This is a genomic window from Pseudomonas sp. TNT2022 ID1044 (assembly GCF_028656895.1).
Classification (GTDB): Bacteria; Pseudomonadota; Gammaproteobacteria; order Pseudomonadales; family Pseudomonadaceae; genus Aquipseudomonas; species Aquipseudomonas reinekei.
Genome location: NZ_JAMDHB010000009.1, coordinates 140,936 through 163,107, shown reverse-complemented (window position 1 = coordinate 163,107; position 22,172 = coordinate 140,936). Strand labels below are relative to the sequence as shown.

At 59.5% G+C, this 22,172-nt stretch carries 20 protein-coding genes; 11 read left to right on the top strand and 9 right to left on the bottom strand.

Annotated features, from left to right (window positions below; genetic code table 11):
* Positions 1-122 precede the first annotated feature (122 nt).
* The 6 genes from cysG to M5G20_RS13555 form a co-directional block, all read right to left on the bottom strand.
* Positions 123-1,517: a siroheme synthase CysG gene (gene cysG / locus M5G20_RS13580; protein WP_273919480.1), complete on the bottom strand. Its 1,395-nt coding sequence runs from the start codon at positions 1,515-1,517 to the stop codon at positions 123-125.
* Entirely contained in the window at positions 1,518-2,798 is a 1,281-nt protein-coding gene (serS, locus tag M5G20_RS13575) for a serine--tRNA ligase (RefSeq protein WP_273919479.1), read from the bottom strand.
* A 15-nt stretch (positions 2,799-2,813) separates the two neighbouring features.
* A complete protein-coding gene (gene crcB / locus M5G20_RS13570; protein WP_273919478.1) occupies positions 2,814-3,188 on the bottom strand; it encodes a fluoride efflux transporter CrcB in 375 nt (124 codons plus the stop codon).
* Positions 3,188-4,510 carry a replication-associated recombination protein A gene (locus tag M5G20_RS13565; protein WP_273919477.1) on the bottom strand — a complete coding sequence of 441 codons (1,323 nt, stop codon included), beginning with the start codon at positions 4,508-4,510 and terminating at the stop codon, positions 3,188-3,190. Before M5G20_RS13565 ends, crcB begins: the two co-directional genes overlap by 1 nt.
* Before the next feature lie 80 nt (positions 4,511-4,590).
* Positions 4,591-5,214, bottom strand: coding sequence for an outer membrane lipoprotein chaperone LolA (gene lolA, locus M5G20_RS13560; RefSeq protein WP_150735169.1), 624 nt, complete (start codon positions 5,212-5,214; stop codon positions 4,591-4,593).
* Between the two features lie 67 nt (positions 5,215-5,281).
* Complete coding sequence (locus M5G20_RS13555; protein WP_273919476.1) at positions 5,282-7,690, bottom strand: DNA translocase FtsK; 2,409 nt, start codon at positions 7,688-7,690, stop codon at positions 5,282-5,284.
* A gap of 307 nt (positions 7,691-7,997) precedes the next feature.
* Between M5G20_RS13555 and trxB the strand changes: the two genes are divergently transcribed.
* The 4 genes from trxB to infA all read left to right on the top strand — a co-directional run bounded on the left by trxB (position 7,998) and on the right by infA (position 10,793).
* Positions 7,998-8,957, top strand: coding sequence for a thioredoxin-disulfide reductase (gene trxB, locus M5G20_RS13550; RefSeq protein WP_273919475.1), 960 nt, complete (start codon positions 7,998-8,000; stop codon positions 8,955-8,957).
* Between the two features lie 60 nt (positions 8,958-9,017).
* Entirely contained in the window at positions 9,018-9,698 is a 681-nt protein-coding gene (gene aat / locus M5G20_RS13545; RefSeq protein ID WP_273919474.1) for a leucyl/phenylalanyl-tRNA--protein transferase, read from the top strand.
* Between the two features lie 57 nt (positions 9,699-9,755).
* Positions 9,756-10,463 (top strand): arginyltransferase, encoded by a 708-nt coding sequence (locus tag M5G20_RS13540; protein WP_150735173.1) that lies wholly within the window; start codon positions 9,756-9,758, stop codon positions 10,461-10,463.
* 111 nt (positions 10,464-10,574) lie between these two features.
* A complete protein-coding gene (gene infA / locus M5G20_RS13535) occupies positions 10,575-10,793 on the top strand; it encodes a translation initiation factor IF-1 (RefSeq protein WP_002553999.1) in 219 nt (72 codons plus the stop codon).
* A gap of 111 nt (positions 10,794-10,904) precedes the next feature.
* On the opposite strand, the gene clpA is transcribed toward infA, so the two are convergent.
* Together clpA and clpS are read right to left on the bottom strand one after the other, a co-directional pair.
* Entirely contained in the window at positions 10,905-13,175 is a 2,271-nt protein-coding gene (gene clpA / locus M5G20_RS13530; protein ID WP_075947936.1) for an ATP-dependent Clp protease ATP-binding subunit ClpA, read from the bottom strand.
* A 30-nt stretch (positions 13,176-13,205) separates the two neighbouring features.
* The gene (gene clpS / locus M5G20_RS13525; RefSeq protein ID WP_273919473.1) at positions 13,206-13,589 is read right to left on the bottom strand and encodes an ATP-dependent Clp protease adapter ClpS; all 384 of its coding nucleotides are present in this window, start codon (positions 13,587-13,589) and stop codon (positions 13,206-13,208) included.
* A 224-nt stretch (positions 13,590-13,813) separates the two neighbouring features.
* Between clpS and cspD the strand changes: the two genes are divergently transcribed.
* Entirely contained in the window at positions 13,814-14,080 is a 267-nt protein-coding gene (cspD, locus tag M5G20_RS13520) for a cold shock domain-containing protein CspD (protein WP_273919472.1), read from the top strand.
* Between the two features lie 82 nt (positions 14,081-14,162).
* Here the strand turns inward: cspD and icd are convergent, their stop codons facing one another.
* A complete protein-coding gene (gene icd / locus M5G20_RS13515) occupies positions 14,163-15,419 on the bottom strand; it encodes an NADP-dependent isocitrate dehydrogenase (protein ID WP_075947937.1) in 1,257 nt (418 codons plus the stop codon).
* On the opposite strand from icd, the gene M5G20_RS13510 reads away from it, so the two are divergent.
* The 6 genes from M5G20_RS13510 (at position 15,418) to purB (ending at position 22,098) form a co-directional block, all read left to right on the top strand.
* Entirely contained in the window at positions 15,418-15,585 is a 168-nt protein-coding gene (locus M5G20_RS13510) for a hypothetical protein (RefSeq protein WP_273919471.1), read from the top strand. The two genes, icd and M5G20_RS13510, sit on opposite strands and share 2 nt — an antisense overlap.
* Positions 15,586-15,912: 327 nt before the next feature.
* Complete coding sequence (locus M5G20_RS13505) at positions 15,913-18,138, top strand: NADP-dependent isocitrate dehydrogenase (protein WP_273919470.1); 2,226 nt, start codon at positions 15,913-15,915, stop codon at positions 18,136-18,138.
* A 205-nt stretch (positions 18,139-18,343) separates the two neighbouring features.
* Complete coding sequence (locus tag M5G20_RS13500) at positions 18,344-18,790, top strand: NUDIX hydrolase (RefSeq protein ID WP_273919469.1); 447 nt, start codon at positions 18,344-18,346, stop codon at positions 18,788-18,790.
* 59 nt (positions 18,791-18,849) lie between these two features.
* On the top strand, positions 18,850-19,983 hold the full coding sequence (gene mnmA, locus M5G20_RS13495) for a tRNA 2-thiouridine(34) synthase MnmA (protein WP_273919468.1): 1,134 nt from the start codon (positions 18,850-18,852) through the stop codon (positions 19,981-19,983).
* Positions 19,980-20,603: a high frequency lysogenization protein HflD gene (hflD, locus tag M5G20_RS13490; protein WP_075947941.1), complete on the top strand. Its 624-nt coding sequence runs from the start codon at positions 19,980-19,982 to the stop codon at positions 20,601-20,603. The genes mnmA and hflD overlap by 4 nt, the downstream gene beginning before the upstream one ends.
* Positions 20,604-20,727: 124 nt before the next feature.
* Positions 20,728-22,098: an adenylosuccinate lyase gene (gene purB, locus M5G20_RS13485; RefSeq protein ID WP_273919467.1), complete on the top strand. Its 1,371-nt coding sequence runs from the start codon at positions 20,728-20,730 to the stop codon at positions 22,096-22,098.
* The last annotated feature ends 74 nt before the right edge of the window (positions 22,099-22,172 follow it).

Here is a 22,172-nt window from a genome sequence, read left to right as displayed (position 1 = left end):
GCAGGCTTTGAAAGCCCCATCGCTGGCAAGCCAGCTCCCACAGTGATCTATGTGATGTTGAAGATGGTCGCTTCAACACAAAACCTGTGGGAGCTGGCTTGCCGGCGATGGGCACACCCGGTTCAGAGTTGCCCCTGAGCCCCTTCAAACCAGGCCAGCTTCTCGCGCAGTTTCACCACTTCGCCCACGATCACCAGCGTCGGTGCATGCACTTCATGCTCCGCCACCAGACGTGGAAGGTCGGCCAACGTGCCGGTAAACACCCGCTGATTGACCGTGGTGCCCTGCTGAATCAACGCTGCCGGGGTATCCGCGCCGCGACCATGCTTGATCAACTGCTCGCAGATGCTCGGCAAGCCCACCAGACCCATGTAGAACACCAGGGTTTGCGCTGGCGCAACCAGGTCGGCCCACGGCAAGTCGGTGGAGCCGTCCTTCAAGTGCCCGGTGACAAACCGCACTGACTGCGCGTAATCGCGGTGGGTCAGCGGAATCCCGGCGTAGGCCGCGCAACCGCTGGCCGCCGTGATCCCCGGCACCACCTGGAACGGGATGCCATGGGCTGCCAGTTCCTCGATCTCTTCACCGCCACGGCCGAAGATGAACGGATCACCGCCCTTCAACCGCACCACGCGCTTACCTTGCTTGGCCAGATCCACCAATTGCTGGTTGATCTGATCCTGCGGCACCGCATGATCAGCGCGGCGCTTGCCGACGTACACCCGCTCGGCATCGCGACGGCACAATTCCAGAATTGCCGGCGCGACCAGGCGGTCGTACAGCACCACGTCGGCTTGCTGCATCAGGCGCAAGGCGCGAAAGGTCAGCAGGTCCGGATCGCCCGGCCCGGCACCCACCAGATACACCTCGCCGGTGGTCACCGGCGCTTCACCATCGATCTTGGCTTGCAGCAGGCGTTCGGCTTCACCGCCCTGCCCGGCCAGTTGACGATCGGCAATCGGCCCCTGGAAAACGTCTTCCCAGAAACCGCGACGCTGCTGTACATCCGGAAACAGCTTTTTAACCTGATGACGAAAACGCGCCGCCAGGCCAGCGAGCTGACCGTAGGTCGAAGGAATCCAGGTTTCGATCTTGGCGCGGATCAAACGCGCCAACACCGGCGCATCGCCGCCGCTGGACACGGCAATGATCAAAGGCGAACGGTCGACGATCGCCGGGAAGATCACGCTGCACAGTGCTGGCGCATCCACCACGTTGACCGGCACGCAACGCCGATGAGCGTCGGCGGAAACCTGCGCGTTCAGCGTCTCATCGTCAGTGGCGGCAATGATCAGCCCGCAACCGTCCAGATCCGTTTCGGCATAACCACGCACCCGGCACTCGCCACCGCTGGCGGTAACCAGTTCGCGCAATTGCGCTTCGATTTCAGGTGCAACCACCCGCAGCAGCGCACCGGCATCGGCCAGCAGGCGGGATTTGCGCAAGGCAATCTCCCCCCCACCGACGACCAACACACGACTGCCGCGAAGGTTGTGAAACAGCGGCAGATAGTTCATTTAGCCGATGACCTCAAGGCCACCCATGTACGGCTTGAGTACCTCTGGTACACGAATCGAACCGTCAGCCTGCTGGTAGTTTTCCAGCACCGCCACCAGGGTACGGCCGACTGCCAGGCCGGAACCGTTCAGGGTGTGCACCAGTTCAGGCTTGCCGGTTTCCGGGTTACGGAAACGCGCTTGCATACGACGGGCCTGGAAATCGCCACAGTTGGAGCACGACGAGATTTCGCGGTACTTGTCCTGGCTCGGAATCCACACTTCCAGGTCGTAAGTCTTGACCGCGCTGAAGCCCATATCGCCGGTGCACAGCGCCAGGGTGCGGTAAGGCAGTTCGAGCAGTTGCAGGACTTTCTCGGCGTTGGCAGTCAGGCCTTCCAGCGCTTCCATCGACTGCGACGGCTCGACGATCTGCACCATTTCAACCTTGTCGAACTGGTGCTGGCGGATCATGCCGCGAGTATCACGGCCCGATGCGCCGGCTTCACTGCGAAAGCACGGGGTGTGGGCGACAAACTTGATCGGCAGTTGCTTGGCGTCGACGATTTCACCGGCAACGATGTTGGTCAGCGACACTTCAGCGGTCGGGATCAGGTACAGATCGGCTTCGCCTTCGCGCGCGATCTTGAACAGGTCTTCCTCGAACTTCGGCAACTGACCGGTGCCTTGCAGCGCCGGTGCCTGGACCAGATAAGGCGTGTAGGCCTCTTCGTAGCCGTGCTCGGTGACGTGCAGGTTGATCATGAACTGCGCCAGGGCGCGATGCAGACGCGCGATCGGCCCACGCAGCAGGGCGAAGCGGGCGCCGGACAGCTTGGCGGCGGTTTCGAAGTCCAGCCAGCCGAACCTCTCGCCCAGGGCCACGTGGTCCTGAACCGGGAAATCGAAGGCAGTCGGAGTGCCCCAACGGCGTACTTCGACGTTGTCGTCTTCGTCTTTACCGACCGGCACCGATTCGTGCGGCAGGTTGGGGATGCCCAGCAGGATCGAGTCCAGTTCGGTCTGGATCGCATCCAGTTCGACTTTACCGGCACTCAATTCGCCCGCCATGCGCTCGACGTCCGCCATCAGCGGCGCAATGTCTTCGCCGCGCTGCTTGGCCTGACCGATGGATTTGGAGCGCGCGTTACGTTCAGCCTGCAGTGCTTCGGTGCGGGTCTGGACGGTCTTGCGCTGTTCTTCCAGCGCTTCGATGCGCGCGACATCCAGGGCATAGCCACGGGAAGCCAGGCGGTCCGCTACGTCCTGAAGGTTGCTACGTAACAGTTTGGAATCGAGCATGTCGGTCTCTCGTTATCAAAGTTTGGTCAAGGACAGGCCGGCCCAGGTGGCGAGCAGCCCGCCGAATACGCTGATGGCCGCATAGCCCAGGGCCAGCGGCACCTGCCCGCTTTCCAGCAGGCGCACCGTATCCAGTGAAAAGGATGAAAAAGTCGTCAGCCCTCCGAGGAAGCCGACAATCAGCCCGGCGCGCACCTCTATGGGCACCTCCGGGCGAATCAAAAACAGACCGTATAGAACGCCGATCAGCAAACAGCCCACGATATTAACGGCCAGCGTCGCGGTATAGAAGTGCCGCGGCCAATTAGCGCTGATCCAGTTGCCGGTGGCAAAGCGCAACAGTGTGCCGGCCATCCCGCCGACTGAAACCGCAATGATCAAGGGAACCACTATTTTCTCCGTTGCCGCGGGCTTAAATGGTCAAGTTTCGCCAGGTGATTGAGTTTTTCGCCGATCTTCAACTCAAGACCTCGCGGTACAGGTTGATAGAACGGAATGGGCTCTAGTTCTTCCGGGAAATAGTCTTCTCCGGCGGCGTAGGCATCAGGTTCGTCGTGGGCATAACGGTACTCGTCGCCGTAGCCCAATTGCTTCATCAGTTTGGTCGGCGCGTTCCGCAGGTGCAGCGGCACTTCCAGCGAGCCGTGTTCGGCGGCAGCGCGCAGTGCGGTCTTGAAGCCCATGTACACCGCGTTGCTTTTTGGCGCGCAGGCCAGATAGGTGATGGCCTGAGCCACCGCCAATTCGCCTTCGGGGCTGCCGAGGCGCTCCTGCACTTCCCACGCCGCCAGGCACAGGCTCAGCGCACGCGGGTCGGCATTGCCGATGTCTTCGCTGGCCATGCGCACCACGCGCCGGGCCAGGTACAGCGGATCGCATCCGCCGTCGATCATGCGCGCGAACCAGTACAACGCGCCGTCGGGGTTGGAGCCGCGCACCGATTTGTGCAGCGCGGAAATCTGGTCGTAAAACGCTTCGCCGCCCTTGTCGAAACGGCGACGGGTATCGCCGAGCAGGCTTTGCAGCAGATCGGTACCGATCTCGCTGTTGTCCTCGGCCAGGTCGGAGGCATTTTCCAGCAGATTGAGCAGACGCCGGCCATCGCCATCGGCGGCCGACAGCAGCATCTGGAAGCCTTCATCGCTGAGGGTCAGGTTGCGCTTGCCCAGCCCCCGCTCTTCAGTCAGTGCGCGGTGCACCAGTTTGCGCAGCGCGGACTCGTCGAGGCTTTTCAGCACATAGACCCGTGCGCGCGAGAGCAAAGCGTTGTTGAGTTCGAACGAGGGGTTTTCGGTGGTCGCGCCGATGAAAATCAGCGTGCCATCTTCGACATACGGCAGGAATGCATCCTGCTGGGACTTGTTGAAGCGATGCACTTCGTCGACGAACAGAATCGTCCGTCGACCATATTGCGCCGCCTGCTGCTTGGCGATTTCCACCGCTTGGCGGATTTCCTTGACCCCGGCCAGCACCGCCGACACCGTTTCGAAATGCGCCTCCGAGACTTCCGCCAGCAACCGCGCCAGCGTGGTTTTACCCACCCCCGGCGGCCCCCAGAAAATCATCGAGTGCAGGGCACCCTGCTCCAGGGCTTCGCGCAAAGGCTTGCCGCGAGCGAGCACGTGTTCCTGACCGACGTACTCATCCAGATTGGTCGCGCGCAAACGTGCGGCCAAGGGCTGAGCGATCGGGGCACTGCGAAACAGGTCCATCACGTACTTTCAAAACCTCGCTATTAACACAGCATCCCCTGTAGGAGCCGGCAAGCCGGCGCCTAAAAAGGTTTGGCGTTTTATTCCTGGATCACATCGGCACCCTTGGGGATGTCGAACTTGAACTTGGATGCCGGAATCGGCTCGTTAGCCTTTACGCCGGTAAACAGGATATTGGTGCGCTGGCCGACGCTGTCGATCAGCTGCATGTCATTCACCAGACCGTTGCGGAACGACAGACGCAGGCTGTCGAACAGGGTGTCCTTGGTTTTCGGCTTCAGCGTGAAGTCGATCACGCCGCCGGCTTCCTTGGCGCTGATGTCGAAGCTCTGGCTGATCTTGGACACGTCACCGGACAACAGCAAGGCTGGGGTCTGGGTCAGGCGCTGATCAAGATTCTTGATGGTGGCCTGCTCCAGATCCGGGTCCCACAGGGTGACCTTTTTGCCATCAGAGACCATGGTCTGCTCGGCTGGCGCATTGGTGTGCCAGTAGAACAGCCCCGGGCGCTGCAGGGACATTTCACCGGCAGTTTCCTGCAATTGGGTACCCGTGCCGTCGAGGGTCAGTTGGGAGAAACGCGCGGTCAGGGTCTGGGATTTTTCCAGCAATTGAGTCAGGCGCGCCACGTCCTTGTCATCGGCGTGAGCCTGGAGCGTGGTCAAAGCCAGTACCGGCAGCAACAGCATGCGGATCAGACGCATGGGAGTCCTCATAACATTCGTGGGAGTGCGGACGGCGCCTCAGGGCGCCGCCCCTTTTCAATTCCGGTCAGTCGCGCACCGGGCCAGGGGCCAGGACTTCACGCGAACCGTTGGTATTCATGGACGTCACGACGCCGGCCATTTCCATGGCTTCGATCATGCGTGCGGCGCGGTTGTAGCCGATTTTAAGTTTGCGCTGAACCGCGGAAATGGAGGCACGGCGGCTTTCCAGAACGAACTGTACCGCTTCGTCGTACAGCGCGTCGGCTTCAGGATCATCACCGTCGCCACCACCGCTGCTGCCTTCAAAGCCACTGCCGGCCTCTTCGACACCGTTGAGGATGTCGTCGTTGTATTCCGGCGCGCCACGCAGCTTCCAGGCCTCGACCACGCGGTGAACCTCGTCGTCGGAAACGAAGGCACCGTGAACGCGAATCGGCAGGCTGGTGCCCGGCGGCATGTACAACATGTCACCATGGCCCAGCAGTTGCTCGGCGCCGCCCTGGTCGATGATGGTCCGGGAGTCGATCTTGCTCGACACCTGGAACGCCATACGGGTCGGAATGTTGGCCTTGATCAGACCGGTGATCACGTCAACCGACGGACGCTGGGTCGCGAGGATCAAGTGGATACCGGCCGCACGGGCCTTCTGGGCGATACGGGCGATCAGCTCTTCGACCTTCTTGCCGACGATCATCATCATGTCGGCGAATTCGTCGACGACCACAACGATGGTCGGCAACTTTTGCAACAGCGGCGCCTCGTCATGGATGCTTTCGCGCTTGTACAGGGGATCGCTCAACGGTTCGCCGGCGTCCTGGGCTTCCTTGACCTTGGCGTTGAAGCCGGACAGGTTTCGCACGCCCATCTTCGCCATCAACTTGTAGCGACGCTCCATTTCGGCAACGCTCCAGCGCAGGGCGTTGGCCGCGTCCTTCATGTCGGTGACCACCGGGCACAGCAAGTGCGGAATACCTTCGTAGATCGACAGCTCGAGCATTTTCGGGTCGATCATGATCAGCTTGGCGTCTTCCGGGCCAGACTTGAACAGGATCGACAGGATCATCGCGTTCACGCCCACCGACTTACCGGAACCGGTGGTGCCCGCCACCAGCAGGTGCGGCATCTTCGCCAGGTCAGTGATGACCGGCTTGCCGCCGATGTCATGACCCAGTGCCAGCGTGACCGGCGATTTGAAGTTGTCGTACTCGGGGGTCGACAGCACTTCGGAGAAACGCACGATCTGCCGGTCTTCGTTGGGAATTTCGATACCGACCGTGGTCTTGCCCGGAATCACTTCCACCACCCGCACACTGGTCACGGCCAGGGAACGCGCCAGGTCCTTGGCCAGGTTGGCGATGCGGCTGACTTTCACACCGGCGGCAGGCTGGATTTCGTAACGGGTAATCACCGGGCCTGGATGGATCGAATCCACGGTGACTTCGACGCCGAATTCCTTGAGCTTGATTTCCAGCAAGTGTCCAACCGCGGCCAGGGATTCAGGCGAATAATTGAGTTGTTTCTTTTCTGCCGGGTCGAGAATCGAGATCGGCGGCAAGGTGCCTTCCACGGCGCTGTCGACGAACAGCGGCGCCTGTTTCTCTTTTTCGACTCGCTTGCTGGGTGCGGCGGGCTTGACCGGCGCTGGCGCAATAACCGGCGGCACCTGTTTCTCGCGGTCGGACATGTGCTTGCTCAGGGCCTGCTCACGCTCGATCAGGCGCTCTTTGACCTTGGCCTGCTCGCGTTTATCGGTGACGGTCGGCGCAACCACGTCGTGCACGCGGTCGTCGACTTCACGCAGTTGCGCCACCAGTTGCTTGCGCTCGGTACGGGCCGCCCACCAGCGATTGGCTGCGCCCTGGAACAGTTCGAAGAGGTCAAGGGTGATCTTGCCGGTGATGTCCATCACCTTGAACCACGACAGGTCGGTAAACACCGTCAGGCCGAACAGGAACAGGGCGATCAACAGCAGCGTGCTGCCCTGAATGTTCAAGGCGTTTTTCGCCAGGTCGCCCAGGCTTTCGCCCAGCGCGCCGCCAGCGCCGGCTGGCAGGCCGGTCGCAGCGTGGAAATGAATATGGGCCAGCGCCGCACCGGACAACACCAGGAACACCAGGCCGATCAGGCGCCAGGAGAACAGCCAGCCGCTCCACTGCCACGGCTCGTGGCGTTGACGGAAGATCTGGTAGGCCTTGATCGCCAGCAACATCGGGAAGATGTAGGCAAAGTAACCGAGCACCATGAACAGGATATCGGCGCTGTAGGAGCCCGCCGGGCCGCCGAAGTTCTGAACATCGTCGATCTTGCTGTTATGGCTCCAGCCCGGATCGTCCTTGCCGTAGGTCAGCAAGGCCATCATCAGAAACAGGCACAACGCGCCAATGGCGATCAATGCACCTTCCTTGAGGCGGTAGTGCAATTGCTGACGCCAGAGCGGCACGACTGTTTTGGGTGCTTCGGTGGATTTCTTCAAAACGCTACTATTCCTGCGCCCGAGGCGCGTCCATCTGTTGATTGACTATAAAAAACTGCCCAATCCAGGCAGGTAAAAAGTTGACAGCCATCACTGAGACTACTTTTAACACTGCCCTCCGGTTTTTATAAACACGAAGTGCAATGCTTATTTTGTTACAAACGCTGTTACAGCCAGGCATTGTACGGGTTTGTACGCTCGATGCCATGCTTGTGATCCTTGGGTGTAGCATAGTCAACAGCACATTACATGCGACTCAATTTGAGCACGCATTCTCTTTTGTGACAAAGGCTTATGAGGTGTTTTTATGAGCGAAGCGAAGCATCACCGCCTGATCATTCTGGGTTCCGGCCCCGCCGGTTACAGCGCAGCCGTGTATGCCGCCCGCGCCAACCTCAAACCCGTTGTCATTACCGGCATACAGGCAGGTGGCCAGCTCACCACCACCGTCGAAGTCGATAACTGGCCAGGCGATGTCGAAGGCCTCACCGGCCCGGTGTTGATGGAACGCATGCAAAAACACGCCGAGCGCTTTGCCACAGAGATCGTTTACGACCACATCCATACTGCCAAGTTGCAACAGCGCCCGTTTGAACTGACTGGCGACAGCGGCACTTACACCTGCGACGCGCTGATTATTGCCACCGGCGCTTCCGCGCAATACCTGGGGCTGCCGTCGGAAGAAACGTTTGCCGGCAAAGGCGTTTCCGCCTGCGCGACCTGCGACGGGTTCTTTTATCGCAAGCAAGTGGTCGCCGTGATTGGTGGCGGCAATACAGCGGTTGAAGAGGCGCTGTATTTGTCGAACATCGCCAGGGAAGTTCATCTGATCCACCGCCGGGACAAGTTGCGCTCCGAGAAAATCCTCCAGGACAAACTGTTCGAAAAAGCCGCCAACGGCAATATCCGCCTGCACTGGAACCAGAATCTGGATGAAGTGCTGGGCGATGCCAGCGGCGTGACCGGCGCCCGCCTGCGTGACAGCCATACCGGCGAGCTCACGGAACTGGCGGTGGCCGGGGTGTTCATCGCCATCGGCCATAAACCCAATACCGACCTGTTCGTCGGCCAGCTGGAAATGCGCGACGGGTACCTCCTGATCAAGGGCGGCAGCGAGGGCGATGCCACCGCAACCGCCATTGCGGGCGTGTTTGCCGCCGGGGACGTAGCCGATCACGTCTATCGCCAGGCCGTCACCTCGGCGGGGGCTGGCTGCATGGCGGCGCTGGACGCGGAAAAATACCTCGACGACATTCCCGTTGTTTAACGGCACACTTGAAGGCGGGCCAATGGCCCGCCGCCCTCCCCTTCTGCAAGCTCGAACGCCATGCTGACTTGGTTACAACGCAACACCCTGACTTTCCCGTCGCTGGAAAAAGCCATGCGCGACCCCAACGGGTTGCTGGCTGCCGGTGGCGACCTGTCCGCCGATCGGCTGATCCAGGCCTATCGTCACGGCTGCTTTCCCTGGTTCTCGGAGGGTCAGCCAATCCTCTGGTGGTCGCCCGACCCACGCACGGTTTTGTTTCCCGACGAACTGCACGTTTCCCGCAGCCTGAATAAATTGCTGCGCCAGCAACGTTATCAGGTGACTTTCGATCGCGATTTTGCCGCCGTGATCCACGCCTGCGCAGCCCCCAGGGAATATGCCGACGGCACCTGGATCACCGAGGCGATGCAGGACGCCTACATTGAGCTGCACCGCCGCGGGTTCGCGCACTCGGTGGAAGTCTGGGACCAGGACGAACTGGTGGGCGGCCTGTATGGCCTGGCGATGGGGCAGATGTTTTTCGGTGAATCGATGTTCAGCCGCGCCGACAATGCCTCCAAATATGGTTTTGCCACGTTGGTGCGACACCTGAAAGACTCGGGTTTTGTCCTGATCGACTGTCAGATGCCTACCGATCATCTGCACAGCCTCGGCGCGCGAGCCATTCCCCGCAGCGCGTTTGCCGGTTATCTGGCGCAATATCTGGATCAACCCAGCCGCGCAACCTGGGTTTGCTGAGCGACTTTTGCGCGCGTGGCTTACACTTAATCGAAAGCATTATCCCGAGGGTTGATCATGACCGAGTTGGCGCGTTTGAAGTTCTATGCCACTCAGCCCCACTCTTGCAGCTATCTGCCTGAGGAGCAGGCCACGACCCTGTTCCTTGACCCTAGCCAGCCCATGGACGTGCATGTCTACGCAGACCTGTCGGAAATGGGTTTTCGTCGCAGTGGCGATCATCTTTATCGGCCCCATTGCCAGAACTGCAATGCCTGCGTGCCCGCGCGCATCCCCGTAGGACAATTCACCCCCAACCGTCAGCAGAAGCGGATTTTCAAGCGCAACGCCGACTTGCAAGTGCGCCCGGCCAAGCCGGGTTTCAGCGAAGAGTATTTCGATCTCTATCAACGGTACATTGAAGAACGCCACGCCGATGGCGACATGTACCCACCCAGCCGCGATCAGTTTTCCACCTTCCTGGTACGTGACCTGCCGTTTTCCCGTTTCTACGAATTTCGTCTCGACGGACGGTTGCTGGCGATCGCCGTCACTGACCTGCTGCCCAACGGGCTTTCGGCGGTCTACACCTTCTATGAACCCGCGGAAGAACGACGCAGCCTGGGGCGCTACGCGATCCTCTGGCAAATCGCCGAGGCCCGGCGCCTGGGACTGGAGGCGGTCTACCTGGGCTATTGGATCAAAAACTGCAAAAAAATGAGCTACAAGACGCAATACCGCCCCATTGAGCTGCTAGTTAACCAGCGCTGGGTCGTCCTGAACTAGAGCACACCCTAAACCCCTTGGCTTGACCCCCACTTTTCGGGCACAATGCACGCCGCTTTTGCCTGGCGCAGTTGCACCGGGCCATTCACTGGACACCGAGGGCTTTACTGCATGTCGAAAGAAGACAGCTTCGAAATGGAAGGCACTGTCGTCGACACCCTGCCCAACACCATGTTTCGCGTGGAGTTGGAAAATGGGCACGTCGTAACCGCGCATATTTCCGGCAAGATGCGCAAGAACTACATCCGTATTCTTACCGGTGACAAAGTGCGCGTCGAGCTGACGCCCTATGACTTGAGCAAAGGGCGCATCACTTACCGCGCTCGCTAATCAAGTCAATACAAAACGTCCGGCTGATGCCGGGCGTTTTTGTTTGCCTGCGATTTGATAGACAGCAAAAAGGCGCCAATCGGCGCCCTTTTGCTTTATTGCGGCTTAACGTCAGGCCATCTCGGCTGTGGTCTCGAAATCGAAGGTCAGCTCGCCGTCCTTGATGTCGATGTGCACCACACCGCCATGTTCGGCCAGTTCGCCAAAGAGAATCTCCTCCGCCAGTGGACGCTTGATCTTGTCCTGGATCAGGCGAGCCATTGGTCGAGCACCCATTGCCGAGTCGTAACCACCGGCCGCCAGCCAGCTGCGGGCAGCATCGGTGACTTCCAGCAATACACGCTTGTCTTCGAGCTGCGCCTGAAGTTCGGTAAGGAACTTGTCCACCACGCTTTTGATGACCTCATGGCTGAGGCGACCAAACTGGATAATGGTGTCCAGACGGTTGCGGAACTCCGGCGTGAAGCTCTTCTTGATCACTTCCATCGCATCGGACGAGTGGTCCTGATGGGTGAAACCGATCGAAGCACGCGCTGCGGTTTCGGCACCGGCGTTGGTCGTCATGATGACGATCACGTTTCGGAAGTCCGCCTTGCGCCCGTTGTTATCGGTCAGCGTACCGTGGTCCATCACCTGCAACAGCAGGTTGAAGACTTCCGGATGCGCCTTCTCGATCTCATCGAGCAGCAGCACGCAGTGAGGCTGCTTGGTGATGGCTTCGGTCAGCAGACCGCCCTGATCGAACCCGACATAGCCCGGAGGCGCACCGATCAGACGCGATACGGTGTGCCGCTCCATGTACTCGGACATATCGAAGCGAATCAGCTCGACACCCAAAGCCTTGGCCAATTGGCGCGCCGCTTCGGTTTTACCGACACCGGTTGGCCCGGCGAACAGGAACGAACCAACAGGTTTGTCAGGCGACTTCAGGCCGGCACGGGACAGCTTGATCGCAGTTGCCAGCGAGTCAATCGCTGCATCCTGACCAAACACCGTCAGCTTCAGGTCGCGTTCAAGGTTGCGCAGCAGCTCTTTGTCGGAACTGGTGACATGCTTTGGCGGGATCCGCGCGATTTTCGCGACGATGTCCTCGACTTGCGGCACTTCGATGCGTTTCACACGCTTCTCGACCGGTTGCAGGCGCTGATACGCACCCGCCTCGTCGATGACGTCGATGGCCTTGTCCGGCATATGACGGTCATTGATGTAGCGCGAAGCCAGTTCGGCGGCCGCGCGCAGGGCTTCATCGCTGTATTCGATATTGTGATGGCTCTCGAAACGACCCTTGAGGCCACGCAGAATACCGATGGTGTCTTCCACCGAAGGCTCCGACACATCAACTTTCTGGAAGCGCCGGGCCAAGGCACGGTCCTTCTCGAAAATCCCGCGGAATTCCTGGAAGGTGGTCGAACCGATGCAACGGATATCACCGGACGACAGCAATGGCTTGAGCAGGTTCGAGGCATCCATTACGCCACCGGACGCGGCGCCCGCACCGATGATGGTGTGGATCTCGTCGATGAACAGGATCGCCTGCGGGCGTTTTTTCAGTTCATTGAGCAACGCCTTGAAGCGCTTCTCGAAATCACCGCGGTATTTGGTCCCGGCCAGCAACGCGCCAAGATCAAGGGAGTAAACCACGCTGTTGGCCAGCAGGTCCGGCACCTGGTTGTCGACAATGCGCTTGGCCAGGCCTTCGGCAATCGCGGTTTTACCCACGCCCGCCTCGCCCACCAGCAGCGGATTGTTTTTACGGCGACGCGCCAGGATTTGCGCAACGCGTTCGACTTCCAGCTCACGACCTACCAACGGATCGATACGACCCTGGCGCGCGAGTTCATTGAGATTGCTGGCATAAGCATCCAGGGGATTGCCTGAAGATGAAGACTCACCGCCCTCGTCGTCCTGCATATCCTGCTCACCTTCAGAGTGATCGCCGTGCCCTGGCACCTTGGAAATGCCATGAGCGATGTAGTTGACGACATCAATGCGCGCAACGCTCTGCTGTTTCAGCAGGAACACTGCCTGACTCTCTTGCTCACTGAAGATCGCGACCAGCACGTTGGCGCCAGTCACTTCGCGTTTGCCCGAGCTCTGTACGTGAAACACAGCACGTTGCAGTACACGCTGGAAGCCCAGGGTTGGCTGGGTTTCACGATCCTCGTCATGCACGGGAATCAATGGCGTGGTGGAGTCGATGAACTCCTGCAGGTCATGCTTGAGTTTGTCGAGGTTTGCGCCGCACGCACGTAAAACAGTGGCGGCAGCCTCATTGTCCAATAGGGCCAGCAGAAGATGTTCGACGGTCATGAATTCATGACGCTTCGAACGGGCCTCCTTGAAGGCAAGATTGAGGGTGACTTCGAGCTCGCGGTTTAACATAGCTTCACCTCATACCCAAGTGGTCGGCGATTAACCGTCCTTCTCGATTTCACAGAGTAGCGGATGCTGGCTTTCCCTGGCGTACTGGTTGACCTGCATGGCCTTCGTCTCGGCGATGTCGCGGGTAAACACTCCACATACTGCCCGTCCTTCTGTATGAACGGCCAGCATGACCTTGGTCGCCAGCTCGCGATTCAGGTTAAAAAACACCTCGAGCACTTCGACGACGAAATCCATCGGTGTGTAGTCATCATTGAACAAAACCACCTTGTACATTGGCGGCGCCTGTAACGCAGGCTTGGCCTCCTGAACAGCAATGCCTGCGCCATCGTCGTCGCGTTCCTCCGGGAGATCTTTCTGGAGAGTCAGGCGATCCTGATTGAATGTTAGTCGAATCTGGCTGATTGCATGCATGGAAAGAAAGGTTCGTCTGTTGTTCAAATACAGTGGTGGGGGCGGCTATCAGCGTTTTCAACTCCGACTGCCGGGTCAACTTGACTATCGGCAAAAGGGTGTTACAAACAATAGAGCCCACAGTGGGTAAAAAAGGTCCGCGGAGTCAACTTTTTTTAAAGAAGTGACTGCGGATGAACTGGATGATACTCCAGTGATGGAGTCTGTTGCAGAGGGATATGGGTATGTCAGGCGTCAAGGTCAGTGGCAAGGTCAAATGGTTCAACAATGCCAAGGGTTACGGGTTCATCAATGAGGACGGCAAGACAGAAGATCTGTTTGCCCACTACTCGGCCGTCCAGATGGAGGGTTATAAAACCCTGAAGGCCGGGCAAGCTGTGGTATTCGAAATCATCCAGGGACCCAAGGGCCTGCATGCGGTCAATATCGGCAACCCTGTGGATGCCTCGAAAACCGTGACTTCCACCGCACAATCGACCGTTACAGCCTAAGACCGCACCACCCTCCAGTCATATAAAAAATCGCCCGGCTCAATCACTTGAGCCGGGCGGTTTTTGCATGCCTGTCGTTCGCTTACATGTGCGAGATCAGTGCATCGCCGAAACCGGAAGAAGAAACCAGCTTGGCGCCATCCATCAGACGTTCGAAGTCATAGGTCACGGTCTTGGCGGAAATCGCGCCGTTGGTGCCCTTGATGATCAGGTCGGCCGCCTCGGTCCAGCCCATATGGCGCAGCATCATTTCGGCGGACAGAATCAGCGAACCCGGGTTGACCTGGTCCTTGCCCGCGTACTTCGGTGCGGTGCCGTGGGTGGCTTCGAACATGGCCACGGTGTCGGACAGGTTGGCACCTGGCGCGATACCGATACCACCCACTTCCGCCGCGAGTGCGTCGGAGAGGTAGTCGCCGTTCAGGTTCAGGGTCGCGATCACATCGTACTCGGCCGGGCGCAGCAGGATTTGCTGGAGCATGGCGTCGGCGATGGCATCCTTGACGATGACGTTCTTGCCGGTTTTCGGGTTCTTGAACTGCATCCACGGACCACCGTCGAGCAGGGTCGCGCCGAATTCTTCGGCAGCCACTTCGTAGGCCCATTCCTTGAAGGCACCTTCGGTGAACTTCATGATGTTGCCTTTGTGCACGATGGTCAGCGAATCACGATCGTTGTCGACCACATATTGCAGGGCCTTGCGCGCCAGACGCTTGGTGCCTTGCAAGGAAACCGGCTTGACGCCGATACCGCAGTTCTCGTCGAAACGGATCTTGGTAACGCCCATTTCTTCTTTAAGGAACTTGATGACCTTGGTGGCTTCCGGCGTACCGGCCTTCCACTCGATGCCGGCGTAGATGTCTTCGGAGTTCTCGCGAAAGATGGTCATGTCGACGTCGCCCGGCTTCTTGACCGGGCTAGGCACGCCTTCAAACCAGCGCACCGGGCGCAGGCAGACGTAGAGGTCGAGTTGCTGACGCAGCGCCACGTTGAGCGAGCGGATGCCGCCACCGACCGGCGTGGTCAGCGGGCCTTTGATGGAAACCACGTAATCCTTGACCGCATCCAGGGTTTCCTGAGGCAGCCAGGTATCCTGATCGTAAACCTGAGTCGCTTTTTCCCCGGCGTACACTTCCATCCAGGAAATCTTGCGCTCGCCGCCGTAAGCCTTTTTCACAGCAGCATCGACAACCTTGATCATGACCGGACTGATGTCGACACCAATGCCGTCACCTTCGATGAAGGGGATGATCGGGTTGTTAGGAACATTGAGAGAATGGTCTGCATTGACGGTGATTTTGTCGCCGACGGCCGGAACCTGAATCTTCTTGTAACCCATGCTGAACTCCATTGATTGGATTGAACATCTGGCTTGGTTCGAGCGTAACCCAGTTGAATCGGCGCGCAAACCCTATGTTCCATCCATCTGCCGCAAAGCCCTACAACTCGCGCGCTACAAGCCTGAAAGCAAAGGGAAAAGCGCCAAACTCCAGCACGACGAATGACGATGCGCGCCACTCGCCCCTGCGACCTTTAGACCAATGGACGAGAATCGTTGCGTATGAACCATCGGCAGATTGCCAGCTACCTATGTATAATGCCGCCGCTGACCAAAGGGTCACGACGACTGAAAGGCTCTATGATGAGGCTTTCAGCTCGACAGGCCGGCCTGTTACCGCAGTCCGGCTGCCTGACGCCCTATTGATGCACCCAACATCACAGCAACGAAACCTCGATATTCGGCTCATGGATGACTTTGAACGAACGCGCTTACCCGGCGCCCCTCGAGTTTCTGCGCACGCTTTAGCAAAGAAGAGAGAGTTAATCCGAATATGCCCACCCGCTCGAAGATCATCTATACCTTCACCGACGAAGCCCCAGCCCTCGCCACCTATTCACTGTTGCCTATCGTAGAGGCGTTCACCGCCTCGGCTGATATCGCCGTGGAAACCCGCGATATCTCTCTTGCAGGGCGCATCCTGGCCAGCTTCCCCGAGCAACTGGGCGACAAAGCCGTAGCCGACCACCTCGCCGAACTGGGCGACCTGGCCGTTACGCCTGAAGCCAACATCATCAAGCTGCCGAACATCAGCGCCTCGGTTCCGCAACTGCAAGCCGCGATCAAAGAACTGCAAGCCCAGGGCTACGCCCTGCCGGACTACCCGGAAACCGTGACCAGCGACGCTGACAAAGAAGTCAAATCGCGCTACGACAAGGTCAAGGGCAGTGCCGTGAACCCGGTTCTGCGTGAAGGCAACTCCGACCGTCGTGCGCCGCTGTCGGTCAAGAACTACGCTCGCAAGCACCCGCATAAAATGGGCGCCTGGGCTGCGGACTCCAAGTCCCACGTCGCACACATGAGCACCGGTGATTTCTACGGTAGCGAAAAAGCTGCCCTGATCGACGCCGCTGGCGCCGTGAAGATCGAACTGATCGCTCAAGACGGCACCACCACCGTCCTGAAAGAAAAGACCACCGTTCAGGCTGGCGAGATCCTCGACTGCGCCGTCATGAGCAAAAACGCTCTGCGCGCATTCATTGCCGCTGAAATCGAAAGCGCCAAGGCACAAGGCGTGCTGCTGTCGGTTCACCTGAAAGCCACCATGATGAAGGTCTCCGACCCGATCATGTTCGGCCAGATCGTTGCCGAGTTCTATAAAGACGCACTGACCAAGCACGCTGACGTGCTGACCCAGATCGGCTTCAACCTGAACAACGGCATCGGCGACCTGTACGCTCGCATCAAGGCCCTGCCGGCCGAGCAGCAAGCGCAGATCGAAGCTGACATTCAGGCGGTCTACGCCGTTCGCCCTTCCCTGGCGATGGTCAACTCCGACAAAGGCATCACCAACCTGCACGTGCCGAGCGACGTTATCGTCGACGCCTCGATGCCGGCCATGATCCGTGACTCGGGCAAAATGTGGGGCACCGACGGCCAGCTGCACGACACCAAGGCTGTGATCCCGGATCGCTGCTACGCCACCATCTACCAGGCGGTCATCGAAGACTGCAAGGCAAACGGCGCTTTCGACCCAACCACCATGGGCAGCGTACCGAACGTCGGCCTGATGGCGAAAAAAGCCGAAGAGTACGGTTCCCACGACAAGACGTTCCAGATCAAGACCAACGGCGTGGTCCGCGTGACCGACACCAATGGCACTCTGCTGCTGGAGCAGTCGGTTGAAGCCGGCGACATCTTCCGCATGTGCCAGACCAAAGACGCGCCGATCCAGGACTGGGTCAAACTGGCCGTCAACCGTGCTCGCGCCAGCAGCACCCCGGCGATCTTCTGGCTGGACCCAATGCGCGCCCACGACGGCGTGGTGATCGAGAAAGTTCAGGCTTACCTGAAGGATCACGACACTGCCGGTCTGGACATCCAGATCATGGCGCCGGTCGACGCAATGAAGTACACCCTGCAGCGCACCCGCGAAGGCAAGGACACCATTTCGGTGACCGGCAACGTACTGCGCGACTACCTGACCGACCTGTTCCCGATCATGGAACTGGGCACCAGCGCCAAGATGCTGTCGATCGTGCCGCTGATGAATGGCGGTGGCCTGTTCGAAACCGGCGCCGGCGGTTCGGCTCCGAAGCACGTTCAACAGCTGCTGGAAGAAAACTTCCTGCGCTGGGATTCGCTGGGTGAATTCCTGGCACTGGCCGCGTCCCTGGAACACCTGGGCGTGACCTACAACAATCCAAAGGCGCTGGTTCTGGCCAAGACCCTGGACCAGGCCACCGGCCAGTTCCTGGATAACAACAAGTCGCCATCGCGCAAAGTCGGCAACATCGACAACCGCGGCAGCCACTTCTACCTGGCGCTGTACTGGGCTCAAGCCCTGGCTGCCCAGACCGAAGACACTGCACTGCAAGCGCAATTTGCGACCCTGGCCAAGACCCTGACCGAGAACGAAGCAACCATCGTTGCCGAGCTCAACGCCGTTCAGGGCAAGCCAGTCGACATCGGCGGTTACTACCACGCCAGTGCCGAACTGATCAGCAAGGCCATGCGTCCAAGCGCCACGCTCAACGCGGCGATTGCTGCGCTGGTGTAAAGCTGCAAGGAAACACCACAAACCCCGGCCCCGTGCCGGGGTTTGTGTTTGCGCCTTTTATGGATCTACACAAAACCCTGTAGGAGCTGGCTTGCTAGCGATGGCGGCCTACCATTCAACATTAGTGGTGACTGGCCTACCGCTATCGCCGGCAAGCCAGCTCCTACAGAGTATGTATTTCAACATTCAGAATCGAGGGCAACACATGGACTGGAAACCCCACATCACTGTCGCCACCATCGTCGAGGACAACGGCCGCTTTCTGATGGTTGAAGAACACAAGGCCGGGCGTAACGTACTCAACCAGCCCGCCGGCCACCTTGATCCGAACGAAACCCTGACCGAAGCCGCCGTACGCGAAACCCTCGAGGAAACCGGCTGGGACGTCGAAGCCACTGGAGTGGTGGGAATCTATCTCTACACCGCCCCAAGCAACGGCGTGACTTACCAACGAGTCTGCTTCATCGCCAAGCCACTCAAACACCACCCGGACTATCAGCTGGACGACGGCATCGTCGGCGCCAAGTGGTTGACCCGCGACGAATTAATCGAGCAGCGCGACAACTGGCGCAGCGAGCTGATCATCCGCTGCATCGACGACTATCTGGGCGGCCAGCACTTCAGCCTCGAATTGATCCGCCCTTCTCTTTAGCCTTGCGGGCCTGAGCCTGCTAGAATCGCGTCCTTTTTCAAGACACTCATTGAATCCCTATGCGTGATCCAGCCCCTTCTGACACAAAAAAGAAGCGCGTCATTGTCGGCATGTCCGGCGGCGTGGACTCTTCCGTTTCCGCCCTCCTGCTGATTGAGCAGGGTTATGAGGTGGAAGGCCTGTTCATGAAGAACTGGGAAGAAGACGATGGAACGGAATACTGCACCGCCATGGATGACCTGGCGGACGCCCAGGCCGTGTGCGACAAAATTGGCATCAAGCTGCACACCGCCAACTTCGCCGCCGAGTACTGGGACAACGTGTTCGAGCATTTCCTGGCCGAATACAAGGCCGGACGCACGCCGAACCCGGACATCCTGTGCAACCGCGAGATCAAGTTCAAAGCGTTCCTCGACTACGCCATGATGCTGGGCGCCGACCTGATCGCCACCGGTCACTACGTGCGTCGCCGCGACATCGACGGCCGCACCGAACTGCTCAAGGGCCTCGATCCGAACAAGGACCAGAGCTACTTCCTGCACGCCGTTGGCGGTGAGCAGATCGCCAAGACCCTGTTCCCGGTCGGCGAACTGGAAAAACCGCAAGTGCGCGCGATTGCCGAGAAATACGAACTGGCGACCGCGAAGAAGAAGGACTCCACCGGGATCTGCTTTATCGGCGAACGCCGCTTCAGCGACTTTCTCAAGCAGTACCTGCCGGCGCAACCGGGCGAAATCAAAACCACCGAAGGTGAAATCATCGGCCGTCACCACGGCCTGATGTACCACACCATCGGCCAACGCCAGGGCCTGGGCATCGGCGGCTTGAAAGACGCCAGTGACGAACCGTGGTACGTGCTGATCAAGGACCTGGAGCACAACGAGCTGATCGTCGGCCAGGGCAACGATCACCCGTGGCTGTTCTCCCGCGCCCTGCTCGCTTCGGATATCTATTGGGTCAACCCGATCGACCTGAGCCAGCCGCGCAAGCTGACCGCCAAAGTGCGTTATCGCCAGAGCGACCAGCCTTGCACCCTGGAAAAGACCGCCACCGGCTACCGCGCGACGTTCGATGATCCGCAGCGCGCGGTCACTCCCGGTCAATCGGTGGTGTTCTACGATGGCGAAATCTGCCTCGGCGGCGGCGTCATTGAAGTGGCTGAGCCATGGACCAGTAAAGGTCAGGCCCAATGACCCCGACCCAGGAACAACTGACCGCGCTGGGCGGCGTGTTTCTCGCCGCCGTGCTGGTCGACAAGATCGCCAAGACCGGCCAGACCAGCGAAGCAGGCCTGACCTGCATGCTCGGCAGCCTGTTGATCCGCGATCCCAAGGACACCCTGGAAGTCTACGGCGGCGACGACCTCAATCTGCGTGAAGGTTATCGCGCGTTGATCGGCGCCCTTGAACGCGACCCGAGCGCCCTGCAGCGCGAGCCACTGCGCTACGCGCTGGCCATGCTCGGCCTTGAGCGCCAACTGGCCAAGCGCAGCGATATGCTGGACATCATCGGCAAGCGTCTGCCGCAAATTCAGTCCCAGGTCGAACATTTCGGCCCGGCCCACGAAAACGTGGTGGCCGCCTGCGGCGCGCTGTACCAGGACACCCTGAGCACCCTGCGCCAACGCATCCAGGTGCACGGCGACATGCGCAATCTGCAGCAACCGAGCAATGCCTCGAAAATTCGCGCCTTGCTGCTGGCCGGCATTCGTTCGGCACGCCTGTGGCGGCAATTGGGCGGGCATCGCTGGCAGTTGGTGATCAGCCGCCGCAAATTGCTTAAAGAGCTTTACCCTTTGATGCGTAACGAATAACTCGCATCGACAGATCCAGACTTAGCACTACGCGTAATACGCCGGTCAGTTGGCGACGGACCGGCGGATTTTTTCATGTATGATACGCGCCCCATTTCGTTGCCCGACTGTCCGAGAACACCCCATGCAGCTTTCTTCGCTCACTGCGGTTTCCCCTGTTGACGGCCGCTACGCCGGCAAAACCCAGGCCCTGCGCCCAATTTTCAGCGAGTACGGCCTGATCCGTGCCCGCGTCCTGGTTGAAGTGCGCTGGCTCCAGCGCCTGGCCGCTCACCCTGCCATCAGCGAAGTGCCGGCGTTCTCCGCCGAAGCCAACGCGGTGTTGAACACCCTGGCGGAAAACTTCTCTCTGGAGCACGCCGAGCGCGTCAAAGAGATCGAGCGCACCACCAACCACGACGTCAAAGCCATCGAATACCTGCTCAAAGAGCAAGCGGCCAAGCTGCCGGAACTGGCCAAGGTCAGCGAATTCATCCACTTTGCCTGCACCAGCGAGGACATCAACAACCTGTCCCACGCCCTGATGCTGCGCGAAGGCCGTGATGACGTGATGCTGCCGCTGATGCGCCAGACCGCCAACGCCATCCGCGAACTGGCGATCCGTTTCGCCGACGTACCGATGCTGTCGCGCACCCACGGCCAGCCAGCCTCGCCGACCACCCTGGGCAAAGAACTGGCGAACGTGGTTTACCGCCTCGAGCGTCAGATCGCTCAAGTCGCTGCCGTGCCGCTGCTGGGCAAGATCAACGGCGCTGTCGGCAACTACAACGCTCACCTGTCGGCCTACCCTGAGATCGACTGGGAAGCCAACGCCCGCGCCTTCATCGAAGACGAACTGGGCCTGGACTTCAACCCGTACACCACGCAGATCGAACCGCACGACTACATTGCCGAGCTGTTCGACGCCATTGCACGCTTCAACACCATTCTGATCGACTTCGACCGTGATATCTGGGGCTACATCTCCCTGGGTTATTTCAAACAGCGCACCATCGCTGGCGAAATCGGCTCGTCGACCATGCCGCACAAGGTCAACCCGATCGACTTCGAAAACTCCGAAGGCAACCTGGGCATTGCCAACGCACTGTTCCAGCACCTGGCGAGCAAGCTGCCGATCTCCCGCTGGCAGCGCGACCTGACCGACTCCACCGTACTGCGCAACCTCGGTGTCGGCTTCGCCCACAGCGTGATCGCGTACGAAGCCAGCCTCAAAGGCATCAGCAAGCTGGAGCTCAACGAGCAGAAGATTGCCGCTGACCTGGACGCGTGCTGGGAAGTATTGGCCGAGCCGATCCAGACCGTGATGCGTCGCTACAACATCGAAAACCCGTACGAAAAGCTGAAAGAACTGACCCGCGGCAAGGGCATCAGCCCCGAAGCACTGCAGACTTTCATCGACGGCCTGGACATGCCAGCCGCGGCCAAGGCCGAGCTGAAATTGCTCACCCCGGCCAACTACATCGGTAACGCTGTAGAGCAAGCCAAACGCATCTGATCGACCGCTGGACCCCTTTAAGACGCCCGGCCGCGCCGGGCGTTTTTATTCCCGTATGAAAAGTGCTTTTTTTC